Source organism: Pseudomonas sp. R3.Fl (assembly GCF_023516765.1).
GTDB lineage: Bacteria > Pseudomonadota > Gammaproteobacteria > Pseudomonadales > Pseudomonadaceae > Pseudomonas > Pseudomonas citronellolis.
Window position 1 is genome coordinate 5,095,714 of record NZ_JAMGSO010000001.1, and the last position, 19,764, is coordinate 5,115,477.

At 66.9% G+C, this 19,764-nt stretch carries 15 protein-coding genes; 4 read left to right on the plus strand and 11 right to left on the minus strand.

What is annotated here, in order from left to right:
* From M8R19_RS22525 to yaaA, 11 genes are all read right to left on the minus strand, one after another.
* Positions 1-1,191, minus strand: a complete 1,191-nt coding sequence (locus M8R19_RS22525) for an alginate O-acetyltransferase (protein ID WP_083426847.1) — start codon at positions 1,189-1,191, stop codon at positions 1-3.
* Between the two features lie 13 nt (positions 1,192-1,204).
* Positions 1,205-2,767, minus strand: a complete 1,563-nt coding sequence (locus M8R19_RS22530; protein ID WP_116422852.1) for an MBOAT family O-acyltransferase — start codon at positions 2,765-2,767, stop codon at positions 1,205-1,207.
* Between the two features lie 379 nt (positions 2,768-3,146).
* Positions 3,147-4,220 (minus strand): mannuronate-specific alginate lyase, encoded by a 1,074-nt coding sequence (locus tag M8R19_RS22535; RefSeq protein ID WP_249920211.1) that lies wholly within the window; start codon positions 4,218-4,220, stop codon positions 3,147-3,149.
* 57 nt (positions 4,221-4,277) lie between these two features.
* A complete protein-coding gene (locus tag M8R19_RS22540) occupies positions 4,278-5,711 on the minus strand; it encodes an alginate O-acetyltransferase (RefSeq protein WP_249918971.1) in 1,434 nt (477 codons plus the stop codon).
* Positions 5,712-5,722: 11 nt separating this feature from the next.
* Complete coding sequence (gene algG / locus M8R19_RS22545; RefSeq protein WP_074984581.1) at positions 5,723-7,333, minus strand: mannuronan 5-epimerase AlgG; 1,611 nt, start codon at positions 7,331-7,333, stop codon at positions 5,723-5,725.
* A 185-nt stretch (positions 7,334-7,518) separates the two neighbouring features.
* Positions 7,519-8,952, minus strand: coding sequence for an alginate export family protein (locus tag M8R19_RS22550; protein WP_436278227.1), 1,434 nt, complete (start codon positions 8,950-8,952; stop codon positions 7,519-7,521).
* An 83-nt stretch (positions 8,953-9,035) separates the two neighbouring features.
* Positions 9,036-10,433: an alginate biosynthesis TPR repeat lipoprotein AlgK gene (gene algK, locus M8R19_RS22555; protein ID WP_074984579.1), complete on the minus strand. Its 1,398-nt coding sequence runs from the start codon at positions 10,431-10,433 to the stop codon at positions 9,036-9,038.
* 10 nt (positions 10,434-10,443) lie between these two features.
* Complete coding sequence (locus tag M8R19_RS22560) at positions 10,444-11,613, minus strand: alginate biosynthesis protein Alg44 (RefSeq protein WP_249918972.1); 1,170 nt, start codon at positions 11,611-11,613, stop codon at positions 10,444-10,446.
* A gap of 58 nt (positions 11,614-11,671) precedes the next feature.
* Positions 11,672-13,153 (minus strand): mannuronan synthase, encoded by a 1,482-nt coding sequence (alg8, locus tag M8R19_RS22565; protein WP_249918973.1) that lies wholly within the window; start codon positions 13,151-13,153, stop codon positions 11,672-11,674.
* Positions 13,154-13,297: 144 nt separating this feature from the next.
* A complete protein-coding gene (algD, locus tag M8R19_RS22570; protein WP_074984571.1) occupies positions 13,298-14,608 on the minus strand; it encodes a GDP-mannose 6-dehydrogenase in 1,311 nt (436 codons plus the stop codon).
* 822 nt (positions 14,609-15,430) lie between these two features.
* Positions 15,431-16,210 (minus strand): peroxide stress protein YaaA, encoded by a 780-nt coding sequence (gene yaaA / locus M8R19_RS22575; RefSeq protein WP_249918974.1) that lies wholly within the window; start codon positions 16,208-16,210, stop codon positions 15,431-15,433.
* Positions 16,211-16,617: 407 nt separating this feature from the next.
* Between yaaA and M8R19_RS22580 the strand changes: the two genes are divergently transcribed.
* The 4 genes from M8R19_RS22580 to moaE all read left to right on the plus strand — a co-directional run bounded on the left by M8R19_RS22580 (position 16,618) and on the right by moaE (position 19,696).
* Positions 16,618-18,009, plus strand: a complete 1,392-nt coding sequence (locus M8R19_RS22580) for a PhoH family protein (protein WP_009616091.1) — start codon at positions 16,618-16,620, stop codon at positions 18,007-18,009.
* A gap of 508 nt (positions 18,010-18,517) precedes the next feature.
* Entirely contained in the window at positions 18,518-18,994 is a 477-nt protein-coding gene (moaC, locus tag M8R19_RS22585; RefSeq protein ID WP_009616092.1) for a cyclic pyranopterin monophosphate synthase MoaC, read from the plus strand.
* On the plus strand, positions 18,991-19,239 hold the full coding sequence (locus tag M8R19_RS22590; RefSeq protein ID WP_009616093.1) for a MoaD/ThiS family protein: 249 nt from the start codon (positions 18,991-18,993) through the stop codon (positions 19,237-19,239). Before moaC ends, M8R19_RS22590 begins: the two co-directional genes overlap by 4 nt.
* Before the next feature lie 4 nt (positions 19,240-19,243).
* Positions 19,244-19,696 (plus strand): molybdopterin synthase catalytic subunit MoaE, encoded by a 453-nt coding sequence (gene moaE, locus M8R19_RS22595; protein ID WP_249918975.1) that lies wholly within the window; start codon positions 19,244-19,246, stop codon positions 19,694-19,696.
* Positions 19,697-19,764: the final 68 nt, after the last annotated feature.

Here is a 19,764-nt window from a genome sequence, read left to right on the forward strand (position 1 = left end):
TCAGTGCGCCGCGGTCAGGCCCGGCGGGTTGGCCGCCAGGCGTTCGTCACGGTTGCCGGCCGCGCGCAGCTGGGCCAGCCAGTTCGCATCGAACTGGCTGAGGTCGCTGTGCATCGGCAGGTAGCGTTCGGGGAATTCCCACACCAGCAGGCGCGGCGGCTTCTGCTGGAAGCCCGGGTCCTTGAGCAGTTCGAGCATGGGTTCGAGGGGGCCCTTGCCTTCCTTGGCGTAGTTGATCAGGTCGGTGGACAGCGCCTGCTTGAGCGCGCCGGCGAAGTTCCAGTGGGGGTTGGCGCTGTAGCTGGTGCCCACCAGGGCCACCTGCGGCTCGGCGTTGTCGCCGAACAGGTCGCCGCCGGCCGCCGCGTTGTCTTCGGCCGGGTGGGTCTGGCGCGCCTGCAGCTGGTCCGGCGCCGGCAGCAGTTCGCTGAACAGCGGGTCCAGGGGCAGGAAGGTCAGCAGGTCGCCCTTGTGCGGCGTGGCCTTGCTGGCGTCGGTGATGAAGGTCTGCTGCGGCAGGTCGAGGTTCTGCCCCTCGCGGATGCTCTGGGCCAGGCGCTGGGCCACGGCCTCGGCGCCCAGCGGCGTCCAGTGGGTGTCGGTGCGCAGGAACACCTGGCCGTTGTCCTTGGCCTGCTCCAGGGTGTCCAGCAGCTTGGGCGCGGCCATGCCGGCCTGGCGCGCGCGCTGCAGGAATTCGTCGTACAGGCCGACGTGCAGCTGGGCCGGCTGTTCCTTGCCGATGTACTCGGGGTAGATGCGCGCCTTGGCCGGGATGATCGCCAGCACCAGCTTCACGCCGCGGCGTTCCAGCTCCTGCTGCACGCCGCGCACCAGGGCCCAGTTGTCGTCCAGCTGGGTCTGGCTGGGCGCCGGCTTGAATTCCTCGTCGGTGTACAGCCAGCCGTCCTTGCCGATCACCACGCCCGGGCGGCCTTCGTCGAACAGGGCGTAGTCCAGCGCGGCCCAGAGGTTGGTGCCCAGGCGCTTGATGGGGAACTGGTCGTCGTAGTGGCCTTCGAAGGCGTGGGCCAGCTTGCCGTTGAGCACCGTGGTGCCCTCGGCGGCGGCGAAGCTGGGGAAGGCCTTCAGCGACCAGCCGGCCAGGCCCAGCAGTATCCCGCCGAAGGCGGCGACGTAGGCGTATTGCAGGGGTTTGCTGATTTTGGAAACGTAAGGAGTCGGTTGCATGGTCCGGCCTCGCTCAGAACTGGAAGTAGAGGAAGGGCGAGTAGCTCTGCGCCGAGAGCTTCAGCACCGAGGCGGCGAACAGCGCCAGCAGGGCCACGCGGGTGGCCAGCACGGGCAGTTGGGTGAGCCAGTGCGGGCGGTACACCGCCGCGCCGCTGCGCGAGTAGGCGATGGCCGCCGGGTCGCTCTCGGCATCCTGTGGGCTGCGCGGCTGGGCGCTGGCCGGGCCGTCGGCGGCGACGTCGTCGGTCCTGGCCGCGGCCTTGGGCGCCTTGCTCTGCAGCGGCTGGTTGTAGAACTGGCGCAGGCCGAAGACGGCCAGCACCACGTAGGCCACCACCAGGGTGCCCACCTGCAGGCCGGTGAGGCTGGCGCGGCTCTGCTCGGACAGGCTCCAGTCGCCGAAGCTGAACATGGCTGCGTACATGCGCCAGGCCACGTGCAGGTTCTCGGCGCGGAAGATCACCCAGCCGACGATCACCAGCAGGAAGGTGAAGGCCCACTTCAGCGGGTTGAGCACCCGCGGCGCGGCGTTCACGCCCAGGGCGCGCTCGATGGCCAGCCACACGCCGTGCCAGGCGCCCCAGATGATGTAGGTGACGTTGGCGCCGTGCCACAGGCCGCCCAGCAACATGGTCAGGATCAGGTTGCGGTAGGTCTGGAAGGTGCTGCCGCGGTTGCCGCCCAGGCTGATGTACAGGTAGTCGCGCAGCCAGGTGGACAGGCTGATGTGCCAGCGTCGCCAGAACTCGGTGATGGACTGGCTGATGTAGGGCTGGTTGAAGTTCTCCATGAAGCGGAAGCCCATCATCAGGCCCAGGCCGATGGCCATGTCGCTGTAGCCGGAGAAGTCGAAGTACAGCTGCGCGGTGTAGGCCAGGGCGCCGAGCCAGGCGTCGCCGGTGGTCGGGTCCTGCAGGGCGAAGCAGTGGTCGGCCAGGGCCGCCAGGGTGTCGGCGATGAACACCTTCTTGACGAAGCCCTGCATGAAGCGGGTGCAGCCTTCGGCGAACTTGTCCAGGGTGTGGGTGCGGTGGTTGAACTGGTCCACCAGGTCGCGGAAGCGCAGCACGGGGCCGGCGATCAGGTGCGGGAAGATCGCCACGAAGGCCGCGAAGTCGATGAGGTTGCGCGTGGCCGGGGTGTCGCCGCGGTACACGTCGATGATGTAGCTGATCGACTCGAAGGTGTAGAAGCTGATGCCGATGGGCAGCAGGATGTGCGTCAGCACGAAGGGCTGCATGCCGAACGAGGTGATGATCTGGTTGAGGCTGTCGACGCCGAAGTTGGCGTACTTGAAGTAGCCCAGCACGGCCAGGTCGACCACCACGCCGAGGATCAGCCAGCGCTTGGCCGCCAGGGTGCGCACGCCGGCGGCGCCGATGCGCAGGCCGATCCAGTAGTTGAACAGGGTCACGCCGGCGAACAGGGCGAGGAAGTCCACCCGCCACCAGGCGTAGAAGACGTAGCTGGCCACCAGCAACAGCAGGTTGCGGTAGCGGTTCCCGCTCAGGTAGTACAGGCCGAGGAAGATCGGCAGGAACAGGAACAGGAACACGTTGGAAGAAAAGACCATTGCCCGTCTCGCTCTGGAGCTTCGTACCCTGGGTGGCTCCAGCCCTTCCGGCGCCGCGTGGCGCGCAAGGAAAAGGCCGGTGTCACCCGCCAGTTCCTCCCCGTTTTGTCGCTAAGGTGGTGCGCCCGCCTGGCGTCTTTATTGCGCTTGGGTCGGGGGTGGCTGGGTCCGTATTCGTTGCGGGGTTCAGCCGGGTGTTTCGGTGTTGCGGGGAGGTTCTTTCCCTCTCCCTAACCCTCTCCCTGAAGGGAGAGGGGACTGTTCGGTGCAGGTGGAAACCGTTGTGTCAGCCGGCACGTACTGCTCCCTCTCCCTTCAGGGAGAGGGCTGGGGAGAGGGGGCGGACTTGCCGGCCTGCACCCCACTCCCATTGAGCGCATCAGCTCCCGCCATTCCCGCGGTTGAACACCTTCGTCACATCCCCGCCGAGCCGGAAGCTGTTGAACGGCTCCATCTTCTTCCGCCAGTCCTGGGTCTTCGGCGCGCAGCTGTAGAGCGCGCAGTAGGGCTCCAGCCAGGCGAACTTGCTGTTTTCCTTCAGGTCGGTCATGTCCTGGTCGTTGCCGGTCCGGCGGTCGAAGTCCTGCTGGTCGTCCACCCCCTGCATCACCCTTTCGGCCAGGCGCTGCAGGGCGCCGTTGTTTTCCTGGCGCAGGTCCACGCCGTTGACCTGGGCGAAGGCGGCGATCATCGCCAGCGGCGGCAGGCTGTAGTTGTGGTAGGACAGGGCGCGCTGGCGGCGCTTGAGTTCGTTGGGCAGGTAGCCCTGGGCGTCGACCTGGCTGGCCGCCACCTTGAATTCGCGCACCGACCAGTCGAACAGGTCGCGGCGGTTGGTCACCACGGCGGTGGACATCACCGACCAGGCGGCCCAGTAGCTGTGGTTGTTGATCTGCTTCAGCGGCAGGTTGCTCCAGTCGCTGACCACCTGGGTGCCGAGCTTGCCGAACCACTGCTCGATCTGCGCCGACTGCTGCGGGTAGGCCGCCAGCGGGCGGCTGCTGGAGAACTTCAGGCGCAGGTAGGACGAGGACAGGCTGCCCAGGGCCCATTTGCGCATGGACTTGCCGGTGTGGTTGAAGTCGGCGCTTTCCAGGGCGTCGGCCCGGGCCCAGGTGGTCAGCCAGTTCAGCGCGCAGTCCAGGTCGCCCTTGTGGCCGCTGCGCATGTACTGGGTGATGAGCCTGGTGGTGCCGCGCTCCATCTCGGTGATGTCCTTGATCTGCTCGCGGAACTTGCCCTCGGCGGCGGCGTTGAGGGTGGCGCGCGCCGAGTCCGAGCCCTCGTACTTGCTGGTGAACTGCAGCGAGCCGGTGTAGGGCGCGGGCACCGCCGGGCAGCTGTCGGCGTCGCCCTTGCGCTCGCCGACCGCGGCGAAGTAGCCCGGCGGCGGCACCAGGTCGGCGGCCTGGCTGCTCTGCCCGTAGAGGGCGCCGAGGCTGCTCAGGGCCATGGCCGGCCACAGCAGGCGCAGGCCCTTGTTGCGGGAAAGTCGCTGGATGGACATGGATTACCTCCCGGCCACGGTACTGGCGGTGGCCTTGATCTGCGGGGTCTGGCACAGCTTCGCCTCGACCTCGAGGCCGGCCGGCATGTCGTCCGGCGCCTCGATCTCCAGGGAGAGGAACTGCTGGTCCGGCCAGTCCTCGTCGTTGCGCAGTTCGAAGACGTAGCGCCCGCCGGTGTCGACGGCCTTGGACTGCTCGATCTTCAGCTGCTCGCGGCGGCCGTTCATGTACCAGACGGTGTTCTTCAGCTCGTGGATGCCCGGGTCGCTGTAGGTGACGTCGGCGGTGTAGCTGCCGCTGCGGATCGGCAGCGCGCCGCTGTTGAGCAGCACCTCGTTGCGCCCGGCGTGCAGCTTGACCTTGCGGCTGAGCACGGCCTTCTGCTCGGCGCAGCCGTTGGCCACCAGGGGCATGGCCTGGCGGTAGAAGCTCTTCTGCGCCATGTCGTAGTGGGTGGCGAATTCCCAGACCAGGATCTTCGGCGGCTTGTCGTGGAATTCCTTGCTGGTCAGATAGGCCAGCAGCGAGCTGTCGAAGCCGCCGCCGGAGACGGCGTTGTTGAGGATGTCGACCTTGCCGTACTGCTCCAGGAAGCCGACGAAGTTGTACGCCGGGCCGCTGTTGGAGGTGCCGACCACCGCCACCTGCGGGTCGCCGCCGTCGCCGAACAGGTCGCCGCCGCCGCTGTCGCCCACCGGCTCGGTCTCGAAGCGGTCGACGTACTGCGGCGCGTAGCTGCTGCCGCACAGTTGCGCGGCGGCCTTGTGGAAGGTGCCGAGCTTGGACAGCAGGCCCACGCGCTTGCTTTCGAATTCCTTCTTCGGGATGTCCGCGTAGGCGGGCATCTCTTTCAGGGTTTCGGCGGCGATCTTCGCGCTGCGCATGGCGCCGTAGGGCGTCCAGTGGTGGTCGCCCTTGAAGTAGTAGGGGTGGGCTTCCTTCTCGTCGAACAGCGGCGAGAAGTCCGGGGTGTAGATGCCGGCCTCGCGGAACTTGGCGATGGTCGCCAGGTAGTTCTTCTTCGCCAGTTCGTAGTTGAACGCGGCCTTCTCCTCGGGGGTGAGCTTCTCGCGGTTGATGAGGCCGCGGGTGGGTTGGTAGACCACCATCAGCTCGACGCCGCGGCGCTGCAACGCCTCGTTCAGCGCCTTGAGTTCGCGCCAGCCCTCGGGCGTGGTGCCGAAGTCGGTGCGCAGGTCGTAGGTGGTGCGGAACAGCCAGTCTTCCTGGGCCGGCACCAGGTGGGTGAAGAAGCCCAGGTACTTGGTGTTGTAGGCCTTGTCGTCGGCCGCGGCCGGGCACAGGCCGGCGGCGGGCAGGGCGCTGTAGGTCGGCGCGCCGGCGTCGGCGGCGCCCGCAGCAAGAATACCGTGGGCCAGCAGCAGGCCGGCGGCCAGAGTCGACAGGCGCAGCAGACGATGGGGGCGGATGGTCATGGTACGGGTCCTCAATTCTGCAGTTCGGCCTGGCTTTCCACGGGGTCGATCAGCACGGCGCGCTGCTGGCGCACGAGCAGGTCGAGGATCTGGTCCTGCTTCTCGCCGAGCACGCCGTTGAAGCTGATGCCCGAGGATTTGGTCGGGCCGAGCATGGCCACCTTGTAGAGTTCCAGCGACAGCGGCGAATCCACCGACAAGGGACCTGAGCCGTTGCCCACCAGCTTGCCGCCGACCACGATGAGCGACACCTTGGTGTCGAAGGGGTCGAGGTCGATGTTGCGGTCGGTGTTGGACAGGTCCTTGATGTGCCCGTACACGCCGATCAGCTTGTTGCCGGCGGCGAGGTTCTCGTACAGGCGGATGTTCACGCTGTTGCGGATGCGGATGCCGTGGCGCCGGTTGCCCAGCACCTGGTTGCCGTAGATCAGGTTGTCGCCGCTCTCGTACAGCGTGATGCCGTCGGAGTGGTTGCGGTACACCTCGTTGTAGGCCACCAGGTTGCGCTCGGAATTACGGTCCAGGACGATCCCGGAGAGGTGGTTGTCGTAGGTCTTGTTGTGGAAGATCCAGCTGTCGTTGACCTCGCGCGAGACGATGATGCCGTGCTTCTTCTTCGTCCCGTGCACGGTGTTCTCGGCGATGATCAGGCGGTGCGAGCGGTCGTGCGGGTCGATGCCGTAGATGACGTTGTCGCGGTAGGTGTTGCCGCGCACCACCAGGTCGTCGGCCTCGTAGCAGTAGAAGCCGTACCAGTTGTCGACGAAGGTCGAGCCGATCACCCAGCCCTTGGGCCGCGGGCGCTTCATGGTCTTGTCCATGCCCGGGCTGTACTGCGAGATGGAGATGCCGTAGGCCTTGGAGGCGTTGTAGCCGAAGCTTTGGAAGGTGCTGTCGACCAGGTAGGCCTCGGCGCCGCCCCAGGAGATCAGGAAGGGGCGGAACTCGTTGGGGCTCTTGAACCAGGCCGGCTCGCCTTTCGCCTCGTTCCAGGCGGTGACCTTGGTGTCGCGGATGAACAGCTTGCCGTCGTTGACCAGGAAGGCGCCGCGGTCCTGGGACAGGCGCAGTTCCTTGACCTTGCCGTCGACCTCCAGGGTCGCGCCCTGGCTGACCACGATGGGCAGGCGGGCGACGTACACGCCGGGCTCGACCTGCTCCAGCGCCTTGCCGAGCTTGCCGGCCAGCTGCGCGAGGTTGACGTAGCCGCCCTCGATGAAGATCGCCTGGGGCATCTGCCGCTGGCGCTTGACCCACTCGGCCAGGCGGTTCTGCCCGCCGGTGAACTCCTTCAGCGGCTGCTGTTGCACCATGCGCTGCACCACGGCCTTGCCGCCGGGCTTGCGCACGATCTTCTTCGCCACCGCCTCGGCGGTGTAGCCGGAGAGGTCGGGCAGCTTCGGCGGGTCCAGGTGCAGCGGGCCCTCGGGCAGCGCGGTGACCGTGTAGTTGCCGGTTTCCTTGAGGCCCTGGACGTGGCCGGGCTGGTTGGCCGGCGAGGGCTGCTCGCTGGCCTCGGCGTCCTTGGCGTTGGCCGCCGGGGTCGAGGCCCAGGCGGGGCCCGTGGCGACCAGCAGGCCGCCGAGCAGCAGGGCGGCCAGGGGGAGCGGATGGCGGTTCATGGTGGGTTCTCCCTGTGGGCGTGGAGCCGGAAGGCGCTGGGCTCCCGCGTGCGCGGGAGTGACGGTCGCCGGGCGGGGGATGCGAACCCCCGCGCTCCCCGTGCCCGTTCGCACGCGGGAGGGGTTTTCCGTCATCCCCGCGAACGCGGGGAACCAGTGACTGCCAGCTCGCATCGCCCTGATCCTCAGAAGCGCCAGATGAAATCGACGAAGGCGTGGTGCATCGTCGAGTCGACGTGGCTGCCGTAGGCGTCGCCGGGCTTGAAGACGCCGCCGCGGAAACGCACCAGGGCCGAGGGCTCGTCGATGTACTGGCTCATCGAGGCGGGCAGCAGGCCCTGCTTGAAGTACTTGGTGACCACCAGGTCGACTTCCTGGCCGATGTCCTTGGAGTTGTTCTCCAGGGGCGCGGTGATGCCGCTGTTGCCGATGTCCGAGTCGCCGTCCACGCGCCAGAACTTGTGGTACACGACGCTGGCGTCGTAGTCGTCGCGCAGTTGCCAGGCGCCGAACACGGTGGCGTCCTGCAGGTTGGAGAGCTCGCCGCGGAAGGCCTCGCCGAAGCGGTGCACGCGGGCGCGGGTGCCGGTGAAGTTGGAGCGGTTGCTCTGCAGGCCGGTCTGCTCGTACTGGTCTTCGCCGTCGTGGCCGCCGCCGCTGCCGCGGGCGTAGCCGACACCGGCGCGCCACTGCTCGTCGATGTTCCAGCGCAGGCCCAGGTCGACGCCGTAGGCGTTGACGTCGCCGCTCTGCTTGCCGGTGGCCACGCGCTCGCCGTCCACCGCGGCGCTGGTCAGGCGGTCGCGGTTGCCGGTCAGCCAGGTGGCGCTGGCCCAGTAGTTCAGCGGCATCTGCGAGCGGTAGTTGTAGCCGTCGCCGTTGGCCTCGATGCCGACCCAGGTGAGGTCGCCGGTGGAGCGCTTGTCCAGCGAGTCGATGGTCTCGCCCGCATCCGGCAGGTTGCCGCTGTCATCGCTGTGGTGCAGGCGCAGGCCCACCCAGTGGTGTGGCGCCCATTGCGTGGAGATGTCGCCGAAGACGTGGGTGCGGTCCTCGTCTTCCGGCGCCAGGTCGGTGATGTCGGTGCGGTACTCGGAGAAGCGCTGGGCGGCGCCCAGGTGGGCGCGCAGCAGGGTGGTGTCGAAGGTCCAGTTCAGCGCCTCGATATTGGTGTCCTGCCACATGCCGCTGTCGTCGCGCAGGCGCTGGCGGCCGAAGCGCAGGTGCTCGCCGGGGTACTGGGTGAGGCCGGCGTAGTCCACCCAGAACTCGCGCAGGGCGAGGTAGGCGTCGTCGGGCTCGCGCTTGTGGTCGCTGCTGTCGCGGCCGCTGGCGTCGACTTCGTCGGACTGCAGGGTGTCGGTCTGGATGGTGTCGGTGGCGGCCACCGCCTGGCCCATCACGTAGGCGCTCCACTGGCCCCACTGGCCGAAGGCCCAGGGCCGCAGGTCGATGCCGATGCCGTTGAGGTCGCCGCCGTGGGCGGTGCCCAGGTCGCGATCGTCCTCGGACTCGGCGGTGATCTTGATGTCGATGCCGTAGTTCTTGGGCGGCGTGTCGTCGGCCCAGGCGCCGGCGGCGAACAGGGTGCCGGCCAGGCTCATGCCGGCGCCGAGCATCGCCGGGAACAGCCGGGCGCGGCGGATGGCGCGGGCCAGGCGGATCGGTTGGAACAGCGGGGCGGAGGTCGGGTCGGGGCGCTTCATAGGCTTTCTTGTTCCTGTTCGTTCTGCATGAGGCTGACGGTGGCCTGCCAGTTGGCGCCGCGGGCCTGTTCCTCGCGCTTGAGCAGCTGCTGCGCCTGGCTCAGTTCGGCCGGCTGCAGCTGCGGTTGCAGTTCGCTCATCAGGTCGCCGGCCTGGGGTATCTGCTGGCGCTGCGCCAGGGTGCCGAAGACGTAGGCGTTGACGCGGTTGGGCTGTACGCCGCGGCCTTGCGACCAGAGCTGGGCCAGGGCCATGTCGGCGCTGGCCTGGCCCGCGCGGGCGGCGATCAGCAGGTGGTCGGCGGCCTTCTGCGGGTAGACCTTGCCGAGGAAGCCGCGGCGGTAGATCTGCCCCAGGTAGTAGTGCGCCTGGGGTTCGCTGGCGGCGGCCTTGAGCAGGTGCTGCTCGGCCTTCTGCGGGTCCTGGGGCATCCACTTGCCGTCGTAGTACAGGCGCCCGAGCAGCAGCTCGGCGCGCGGCTGGGCGGCGTCCTGGGCTTTCTTCAGGTAGTCGAGCATCTGCTCGACGTCGCCCAGCTCGGGGTAGTCGTACTGCAGCTTGGCGAGGTCGACCCAGGCCGCGGGGTAGGTCGGCGCCAGTTCGCCGAGCAGGGCCTGGGCGGTCTGCGGGTCGGGCTTGCCGAGGTCGGCGTCGGCCAGCACCTGGGCCACCGATTCCACCCGCTCCGGCGGCACCCGGCCGGCCTTGTACGCGGCGCGCAGGCGGTCGAGGTGGGCCTTCTGCTTGTCCGCGTCGCCCTGCACCTGGTACACGGTGGCCAGCTCCATCCAGCACACGTCCATGCGCGTCAGCCAGCGCTGGCAGACCTGCTCGATCTCGCCCAGGTGCTGGTTGTAGGTGCCCTGGGTGCGGTACAGGATGATCTGCGCCAGGTCCGCCTGGGGCAGGCCCTGGGCGCGCCACTGGTCGATGCGCTGCTGCGGGTTGACCCCCGGCCAGGCCTGCGGGTACTGCAGGTAGAGCACGATCAGCGGCACCAGGGCGCTGTCCTCGCCTTCGTTGAAGGCGCGGTTGAGCAGTTGCTCGGCCTCGCGGTGCTCGGCGTCGGTGGCGCCGGGCTTGGCTGCCAGCCACTTGCCCAGGCGCGCGCGGGCCCGCGGCGAGGTCTCGGCGGCGTCGCGGTAGAGCTTCTCTGCCTTGGCCTGGGCCGCGCTGTCGCCGCTGGCGGCCTGCATGTCGGCCAGGCCGATCTGCGCGTCGGTGTAGCCGAGGGTGGCCAGGGCCTGGTAGTTGGCCTGGGCGGTGGCGATGTCGCCGCGGGCCATGGCTTCGTCGGCCAGGCGCTGGTCCGGCAGGCCGGCGCAGCCGGCGGCCAGGCCGATGGCCAGGGCCAGGGCGGCGCCGCGCAGCGGATGGTGGGCGATGGCGTTCATGCTTGGGTCCTCAGCGCGCGGTGGCCATGGCCATGGCCTTGTTCAGCAGGGTGCGGCCGGGCAGGCCGCCGATGCTGACTTCCGCCGGGCGCCCGGCGAGCTGGCTGTCCAGCGGCTGGTCGGGCTGGATCTGCGCGCGGATTTCCGACGACAGGTCGCCGTCCACCGGCGCGGTGCGCAGGATGCGGCCGCTGCGCACTTCGCTGTCGCCGGCGATCTGGAAGTGCACCTGGGTGCCCGGTGAGAGTTCGGCGGCGTTGCGGTAGGCGAAGCGCGCCTCGACGGTGGCGCTGGCCTCGCGCGGGGCCAGGGTGAAGATCACGTCGCCCTTGTTGGCGTACTGGCCGTTGGCGACGCGCTGCTCGATCACCCGGCAGTCGCAGGGGCTGGTGAGGGTGCCCTTGAGCTGGTGGCCGAAGAGCTTCTCGATGTTGCCGGGGTTGAGCTGCTCGTCGGACAGGTTGCCCTTGAGCAGGTCCAGCAGGCTGGTGGAGAAGGTGGCGATGGGCGCGCCCTTGGCCACTTCGGCGTCCATCTGCACCAGGCTGTCGACGGTGCCCTCGCGGGGCATGGTGATCTGCTGGGCGGGGATGTTGACCACGCCGGAGTCGGCATGGGTGACGAAGTACAGGTTGTACAGCTGGTTGAGGATGAAGGCGAAGGCGCCGACGCCGACCACGAAGATGGCGGTGCTCAGGGTCACCGCGCGGATGCGCCCGAAGAAGCCCATGCCGCCGCCGGCGCCGCCGTGCTTGCGGGCCTTGGTGAAGTTCTCGCGCTGCAGGGTGTTGAGCATGTCGCCGACGCTGACCACCTCGCCGGCCAGGTACGCGGTGATCAGGTAGCGCAGGGCGGCGACCTCGCGCGGCTTCAGGTGCTGGAACTCGCAGCCGGTGCGGCGGCTGTCCGGGTCGAAGGAGCGCACCTGGAACTCCACTTCCAGGGCGAAGCTGATGCTGTCGATTTGGAACAGCAGCTTGCCCTTGTGCAGGTCGCCGACCTGGATAGGCGCGCCGCTGGCAGTGAAGGCGAAGCCGCCGGCGGAAAGGTCCAGCAGCCTTGCGTCGACGCCCTCGCGGTTGGCGCCGATGTAGCGGATGCGCGCGGGCAGCTTGACCCGCGCGTGCTGGCGCTGGGCTTCGGATTCGTGCACGACGTTGACGTTGACGGCGGTATTCATGAAGTCGGTCCTATGTTCGAAACGGGTCGGATCGGCCGCGGGCCGGTTGCTCAAGGGGTCATACGATCGTCAGGAGTACGGCGACGAACACACTGGCGGCAGAGAAGGTCATGGCGCGCGAGGACCAGGTGTTGAACCAGCGCTGGTAGCTGTTCAGGCCGCGGTCGAGCTTGGTGCTCTGGCGCGTCCAGGACTGCTGGTCGAGGCGGAAGAACACGTAGATCTTCACCAGGGCGCCGACGATCTGGTTGTAATAGAGGATCAGCGGGTAGGCCGGGCCGATCGGGTGGCCGGACAGCGACAGCAGCAGGGTGAGGATCAGGCGGGTGATGCCGATCCACAGCAGGTACACCAGCAGGAAGGTGATGCTGTACTTGATGCTGGCGATGATCGCCGCCACCAGGCCCAGCAGGCAGGTCCACATGGACAGGCGCTGGTCGAACAGCACCACCGTGGTGAACCAGCCCAGGCGCCGCGGGCCCAGGCCCAGGGCGCGGGAGTTCTGCCGCAGGTTGTTGCCGTACCAGCGGAACATCAGCTTGCGGCTGGCCTTGACGAAGCTCTTCTCCGGCGGGTGCTCGACGGTGTTGATGGCTGCGTCCGGCACGTAGAAGGTGTCGTAGCCCAGGCGCATCAGGCTGTACCAGCTGGACTTGTCGTCGCCGGTGAGGAACTGGAAGCGCCCCAGGCGCCAGTGGTCCAGGTGGTCGGCCTCGACGTCGGCGATGAAGTCGGGGTCGGTGACCACGGCGGCGCGGAACACCGACATGCGCCCGGTCATGGTCAGCACGCGCTTGGACAGGGCCATGGAGCACATGTTGATGTGGCGCTGGGCGAAGCGCAGCTTGTGCCACTGGCTCATCACGTAGCCGCCCTGCACCTCGCAGAATTCGTTGGTGGTCAGGCCGCCGACCTGGGGGAACAGCTTGAACCAGCGCACCGTGGCCTGGACCACGCCGGGTTCGAGCACGGTGTCGCCGTCGATCACCGCCACCACCGAGCCTTCGTCGGGCATGTGCCGGGAGATGGCGCGGAAGCCGTGGGCCAGGCCGTCGCGCTTGCCGGTGCCGGGGATGCGCACGAAGTCCAGCTTCACGTGGGTGGGCGGGTTGAGCTTCTGCCACTGCTGCTTGATCAGCACCTGGTCGGACATCTCGACGATGGAGCAGACCACGGTGGTCGGGTAGCCGCAGGCGATGGCCTCCTGGATCACCGAGCGGTAGACCATGGAGGTGGTCATGGCGTCGATGCGGAAACTGGTGACCATCAGGTAGACGTGGGACGGGTCCGCCGCCTTGCCGAGCTTGCGCAGGCGCCGCTTGTAGTGCGGGTAGACGACGTGCAGGAAGAGCATGCCGCGCAGGAAGTGCAGACCGCCCATGGAATAGCGCCAGATGCCCACCGCGCCGATGATCAGCAGGAAGTCGCGGGCATTGGGGTCGAACACCGTGGGGGGCACGATCAGCGCCAGGCCCATCAGCAGGCAGAGGAAGGCCAGCCAGCCGGTGGCTTCGCCGAGGGCTCGTTTGTATGCGTCCATGGTCAGGTCCGTCAGTCGCGTCTTGGCTTCGTGGGAACAGGTGGGCTCCCGTAGGAGCGAGCTTGCTCGCGAACCGCCCCGGCACCGGTACCGCCGGGAGGAGCGTTCGCGAGCAAGCTCGCTCCTACGAAGAGCCGGCAGCGCTTACCAGCAGATGCCTTCGGCGCGCTCGTCGGAGCCGTGGGACATGAAGCCGATCAGGTCGACCACCTTCTTGCCCTGCGGCGCCTGGTTCACCACGTCGACGAACAGCTCGTCGCCGTTGCCCAGCACCAGCACGTCGGAGGTCTTCACCACCTGGTCGAGGTCGGAGACCAGCAGCGAGGAGACGTGGGGGATCTTCGACTCGATGTACTCCTTGTTCGCGCCGTGGACGCGGGCGTACTCGACGTTGCGGTCGAAGATCTGCAGCTCGTAGCCCTTGCCGATGAGCATCTCGGCCAGCTCCACCAGCGGGCTCTCGCGCAGGTCGTCGGTGCCGGACTTGAACGACAGGCCGAGCAGGCCGACCTTGCGGCTGCCGTGGGCGGTGATGATCTCGAAGGCCTTCTGCACCTGGTAGGCGTTGCTGCGCATGATCGAGCCGATCATCGGGTGCTCGACGTCCAGCTGGCCGGCGCGGTAGGTGAGGGCGCGCACGTCCTTGGGCAGGCAGGAACCGCCGAAGGCGAAGCCGGGCTTCATGTAGTAGCGCGACAGGTTCAGCTTGCGGTCCTGGCAGACCACGTCCATCACCTCGCGGCCGTCGACGCCGACAGCCTTGGCGATGTTGCCGATCTCGTTGGCGAAGGTGACCTTGGCGGCGTGCCAGACGTTGCAGGTGTACTTGATCATCTCCGCGACTTCGATGGACTTGCGGATGATCGGCGCGTCCAGCTCGCGGTAGATTTCCTCCAGCAGGTCGCCGGTCTGCGCGTCCAGCTCGCCGATGACGGTCATGGGCGGGAAGTCGTAGTCCTTGATCGCGGTGCTCTCGCGCAGGAACTCAGGGTTGGTGCCCACGCCGAAGTCGGCCCCGGCCTTCTTGCCCGAGCAGTCCTCGATGATCGGGATCACCACGTTCTTCACGGTGCCCGGCAGCACGGTGCTGCGCACCACCACCGTGTGGCGGCCGGCCTTCTCGCGGATGGCGTAGCCGATCTCGCGGCAGACGCTCTCGATGTAGCCCAGGTCTAGGTCGCCGTTCTTCTTGCTCGGGGTGCCGACGCAGATGAAGGAGACGTCGCTGTCCAGCACCGCCTGCTTGAAGTCGGTGGTGCCCGACAGCCGCGAGGTGCGGATGCCCTGTTCCAGCAGGGGCTCCAGCCCCGGTTCGACGATGGGCGACTTGCCGCGGTTGATCAGGTCGATCTTGGTGGTGGAAACGTCCACGCCGATCACTTCGTGACCACGGGCGGACAGGCAACCGGCGCATACTGCACCGACGTAGCCAAGACCAAAGATGCTGATACGCATCGTATTCACCTCTGCTTTGTCGAGCTGTTAAAAGTTGGCCTTCTGGCCAATTCCCTTTTGCTGCGGCGCCCCTGTCAGGCGCGCCGCTTCAGGCAGTCCGTGAGTGACTCGAATTTTCTGCACTCAATTCGGGCAGAATTCCGCGGTATGCACTTTAATGTTTCAGGGTGATTGCAAAGTTAGAACTAATTGCACTCTTCTGATGCGCTAAAGTTTGCCTTGGAGTTCTGCATTAATTTCATAACTCATTGAAATTATTCAGGTTGAACGAGTCCCTCGAGCAGCGCTCGATGCGTTTTCGAAAAACCTGGTTATGGGCAACAAACCCATGATGGGCGTTGCGGAAGTAGGATGTTCGAGGCCGCTCGATAGTTCCTGCCACCCATCCTGAGGGGTAATCGGAATTAAATATCCAATCGCCATCAAATAAGGCGCTTTTGATATCAAGCTGAAACACGATTGTCGTTTTTGGCGGACTTGCAAAATGCAAGGATTGGAAAAAGTTCCGCGGTGATTCAGCCGTTTTACACTTCGTTCAGCTGCCGTTCAGGATGTCGGGGAGGGTGTTTCAAGGTATTTCGTGCAACTTGCAATCGTGAATTGCATGTAATGGCGGGGTGCTTTTAATGGCCAATGGATTACATGCGCGATGGCAAAAAAGGCGCTTTTCTGCCGTGGTGATGGCGCGCGGGGGCGAGAAAAATTTTTGCAAAGCCAGCGCGGTTGCCGACGAACGGTAGCAGTACCCGTTTTCGGCGTGTGGGTAAGAAGGCGGGAAGCGGGGCGGGCGGCGGCCGGGCGGCCGCCGCTTTTCGGGGCAGGTCAGGCTTCGGGGTGGTTGCGGAGGAACACCAGGCGGTCGGCGGAGGAGGCTTTGGCATCGAAGCGGTAGCCGGCGTAGTCGAAGTCCTTCAGGCCCTCGGGGTCGGTCAGGCGCTCCTTGATCACGTAGCGCGCCATCAGGCCGCGGGCCTTCTTGGCGTAGAAGCTGATGATCTTGTACTGGCCGTTCTTCAGGTCCTTGAACTCGGTGTCGATGATGCGGGCGTCCAGCGCCTTGCGCTTCACCGCGCCGAAGTATTCGTTGGAGGCCAGGTTGAGCAGCACGGCGTCGCCCTGCTCGGCGAGGTCTTGATTCAGCCAGGCGCTGATGCGCTCGCCCCAGAACTCATAGAGGTTGGCGCCGCGGGCGTTGGCCAGCCTGGTGCCCATCTCCAGGCGGTAGGGCTGCATCAGGTCCAGCGGCCGCAGCACGCCATAAAGGCCGGAGAGCATGCGCAGGTGGCGCTGGGCGAAGTCGAAGTCGGCGGCGTCGAAGTCCTCGGCGGCAAGGCCGGTGTAGACGTCGCCCTTGAAGGCCAGCAGCGCCTGCTTGGCGTTGGCCGGGCTGAAGTCGGGGTGCCAGCTGGCGTAGCGCGCGGCGTTCAGGCCGGCGAGCTTGTCCGACAGGCTCATCAGGCTGCCGATCTGCGCCGGGGTCATCTCGCGCAGCACGCCGATCAGCTCCTGTGCATCGTCCAGGTGCAGCGGCAGGGTGTGGCGGTCGGTGACCGGCGGGGTCTCGTAGTCCAGGGTCTTGGCGGGGGAAATCACCATCAGCATCGTGCGGTCTCCTCGAAGCGTCGGGCGATTGTAGGGAGTTGCCGGGGCCGGCTCCACCCATGGGGACGATAGGCGGGGCCAATGAGGCGGGGCGCGGGAGGGCGATCGGGTGCGGATAAGCCGATGATCGGATTAATAAAATTAGCGCCGTAACGCAGCCGCGCCAAGGTATTTCGTCAGCCGGCGAAAAAAATTCGCCTGATAAGGAAAAAGACTTTCTACCGTCACAATTTTTCCTGTATTTCTGGAGCCGTAGACCGCCGAACCCTGCAGACAGGTGGCGGCCCCGGCCCGTCCCTTGCTTGCACCCCTCTCGAGCCCCGGCATCGAGAGTCGGCGTCTCACCGCACGGCGGAGCGCTGTCACGGCATTCCGTCGTAACGCCCCCAGAATGAGGTGACACGCGTATGGATGACCACGGACGTTCCAGCACCACCCAGCCGATCTTCTACGTCCTCGACACCAACGTTCTGATCCACGATCCCAACGCCCTGCTCAACTTCCAGGAACACCACGTCGCCATCCCGATGACGGTGCTGGAGGAACTCGACAAGCTCAAGACCGGTAAACACTCCGTCGCCGCCGAATGCCGCCAGGCCATCCGCCTGATCGACCAGGTGCTGGGCGAGGCGAGCCCGGAGCAGGTGGAGGACGGCGTTCCCATCCAGCGTGGCAAGAGCGGCCCCTGCGGCAGCCTGTCGATCCTCATGAGCAAGCGCGCCGAGCCGATCACCTGGCTGCCGGAGCACCTCAACGACAACAAGATCATCAACCAGCTGGTCGAGCTGCAGAGCCGCAACAGCAGCCGCCGGGTGGTGCTGGTCACCAAGGACATCAACATGCGCCTGAAGGCGCGCGCCTGCGGGGTGGCGGCGGAGGACTACCACACCGACCAGCTGATCGACGACGTGGCCCTGCTGCCGCGCGGCTACCACTCGCTGAACGGCTCGTTCTGGGACCGCGTCAGCAAGGTCGAGACGCGCCAGGACCACGGCCGCACCTGGCACCGCGTGCAGCTCACCGACAACCTGCCGGCGGTGCACATCAACGAGTTCATCGTCGACGAGCAGGGCTTTGTCGGCTGGATCAAGGGCATCCAGCAGGACGAACTGCTGATCCTCGACCTGCACCAGGAGCCGCTGCTGCACCAGGAAGCCTGGGGCCTGCGCCCGCGCGACCTGTACCAGTCGCTGGCGCTGTACGCGCTGCTCGACCCGGACATCCACCTGGTCAACCTGTCCGGCGCCGCCGGCTCGGGCAAGACCATCCTGGCCCTGGCCGCGGCCATCGAGCAGACCATGGTCACCAAGCGCTACCGGCGCATCATCGCCACCCGCAGCGTGCAGGGCCTGGACGAGGACATCGGCTTCCTGCCCGGCACCGAGGCCGAGAAGATGGAGCCCTGGCTGGGGGCCATCACCGACAACCTGGAAGCCCTGCATTCGGACGACGAATGCACCCACGGCAGCGTCGACTACATCCTCAGCAAGGTGCCGCTGCAGTTCAAATCGCTGAACTACATCCGCGGCCGCAGCTTCCAGCAGAGCCTGATCCTCATCGACGAGTGCCAGAACCTCACCCCGCACCAGATGAAGACCATCATCACCCGCGCGGGCAATGGCTCGAAGGTGATCTGCCTGGGCAACCTGGCGCAGATCGACACCCCCTACCTGTCGGCCACCAGCTCCGGCCTGACCTACCTGACCGAACGCTTCAAGGACTTCCCCCACGGCGTGCACGTGACCCTGCAAGGGGTACCGCGCTCGGTGCTGGCGGAGTTCGCCGAGGCGCATCTGTAAACGCGGGCCCGGCTGGGCTCCTGCTGGGCTGGCCGGAGTACGCGAGTCTTCCCCGATGCACAGACAACCCCCTCTCCCTTCAGGGAGAGGGCTGGGGAGAGGGTTACGGACTTCGCCGCTGCTCCAGTGCTCGGCCTGAACTCGCCCCCCCACCCTAACCCTCCCCCGCAAGCGGGAGAGGGGACCGTTGGGCAGAACGGGAGGCCATGCAGTCAGCCGGCGGGTCCTGTTCGCGAGCAAGCTCGCTCCTACAGGTTGAGGCCGAACTTTCCGTCCACGCCGAACGGCCCCCTCTCCCTCTGGGAGAGGGTAACGGACAGCTGGCAACTCCCATTCGCAAGCAAAAAAGCACCATCCCCCCGCTCTTCGTAGGAGCGAGCTTGCTCGCGAACCCGCCCTACCTCTTTCTGTATACAATCCCCCTCCTTTTTCACCATCCGCCAGGCCCCCCACGGCCCATCCAGGGCGTACACTGGTTGCCATCGCTCGTTCTACCCGGAGACCTTCCTTGCTCACCCATCTCGATTCCCAGGGCCGCGCCAACATGGTCGACGTCACCGACAAGGCGGTGACCTCCCGTGAAGCCGTGGCCGAAGCGCGGGTGCGCATGCGCCCGGAGACCCTGCGCCTGATCCAGGACGGCGGCCACCCCAAGGGCGACGTCTTCGCCGTGGCGCGCATCGCCGGCATCCAGGCGGCCAAGCGCACCCATGAACTCATCCCGCTGTGCCACCCGCTGCTGCTCACCAGCGTCAAGGTCGAGCTGCAGGCCGATGGTGAGGACGCCGTGCGCATCGAGGCGCGCTGCAAGCTGGCCGGGCAGACCGGCGTGGAGATGGAAGCGCTGACCGCCGCCAGCGTCGCCGCGCTGACCATCTACGACATGTGCAAGGCCGTGGACAAGGGCATGACCATCGAGGGCGTGCGCCTGCTGGAGAAGCTCGGCGGCAAGAGCGGCCACTACCGTGCGGAGGAGGGCCGATGATCCGCGTGCAATACTTCGCCCGTTACCGCGAGGCCCTCGGCCTGGACGGCGAGCAGCTGGGCTGGAGCGAGGCCTTCGCCAGCGTCGACGGCCTGCGCGAGCACCTGCTGCAACGCGGCGGCGCCTGGCAGGTGCTGGCCGAGCAGAACCTGATGTGCGCGCGCAACCAGGAGTTGTGCGCCCTCGACGAGCCCCTCGCCGATGGCGACGAGGTGGCCTTCTTCCCCACCGTCACCGGAGGCTGAGGCCATGGCCGTGCGCGTCCAGGAAAGCCCCTTCGACCCCGGCGCCGAGGTCAACGCGCTGCATGCCGCCAACGTCGGCATCGGCGCGGTGGTCGGCTTCGTCGGCTACGTGCGTGACTTCAACGACGGCCGCGAGGTCGGCGGCATGTTCCTCGAACACTACCCGGGCATGACCGAGAGGGCCCTGGAGAAGATCGCCGACGAAGCCCGGGAGCGCTGGCCGCTGCTGCGCCTGGAGATCCTCCACCGCATCGGCCGCCTGGAGCCGGGCGAGCCCATCGTCTTCGTCGGCACCGCCAGCGCCCACCGCCAGGCGGCGTTCGACGCCTGCAACTTCGTCATGGACTACCTCAAGACCCGCGCGCCCTTCTGGAAGAAGGAAGACACCGCCGAAGGCCCGCGCTGGGTGGAAGGCCGCTGCAGCGACCAGGCCGCGGCGCAACGCTGGGACAAATAGTCGCGCTACCTCTTCCGAGGAATGGGCAGGCCAGCCGCCGAGGCGCAGGCTGGCCGCAGTCTCATCCT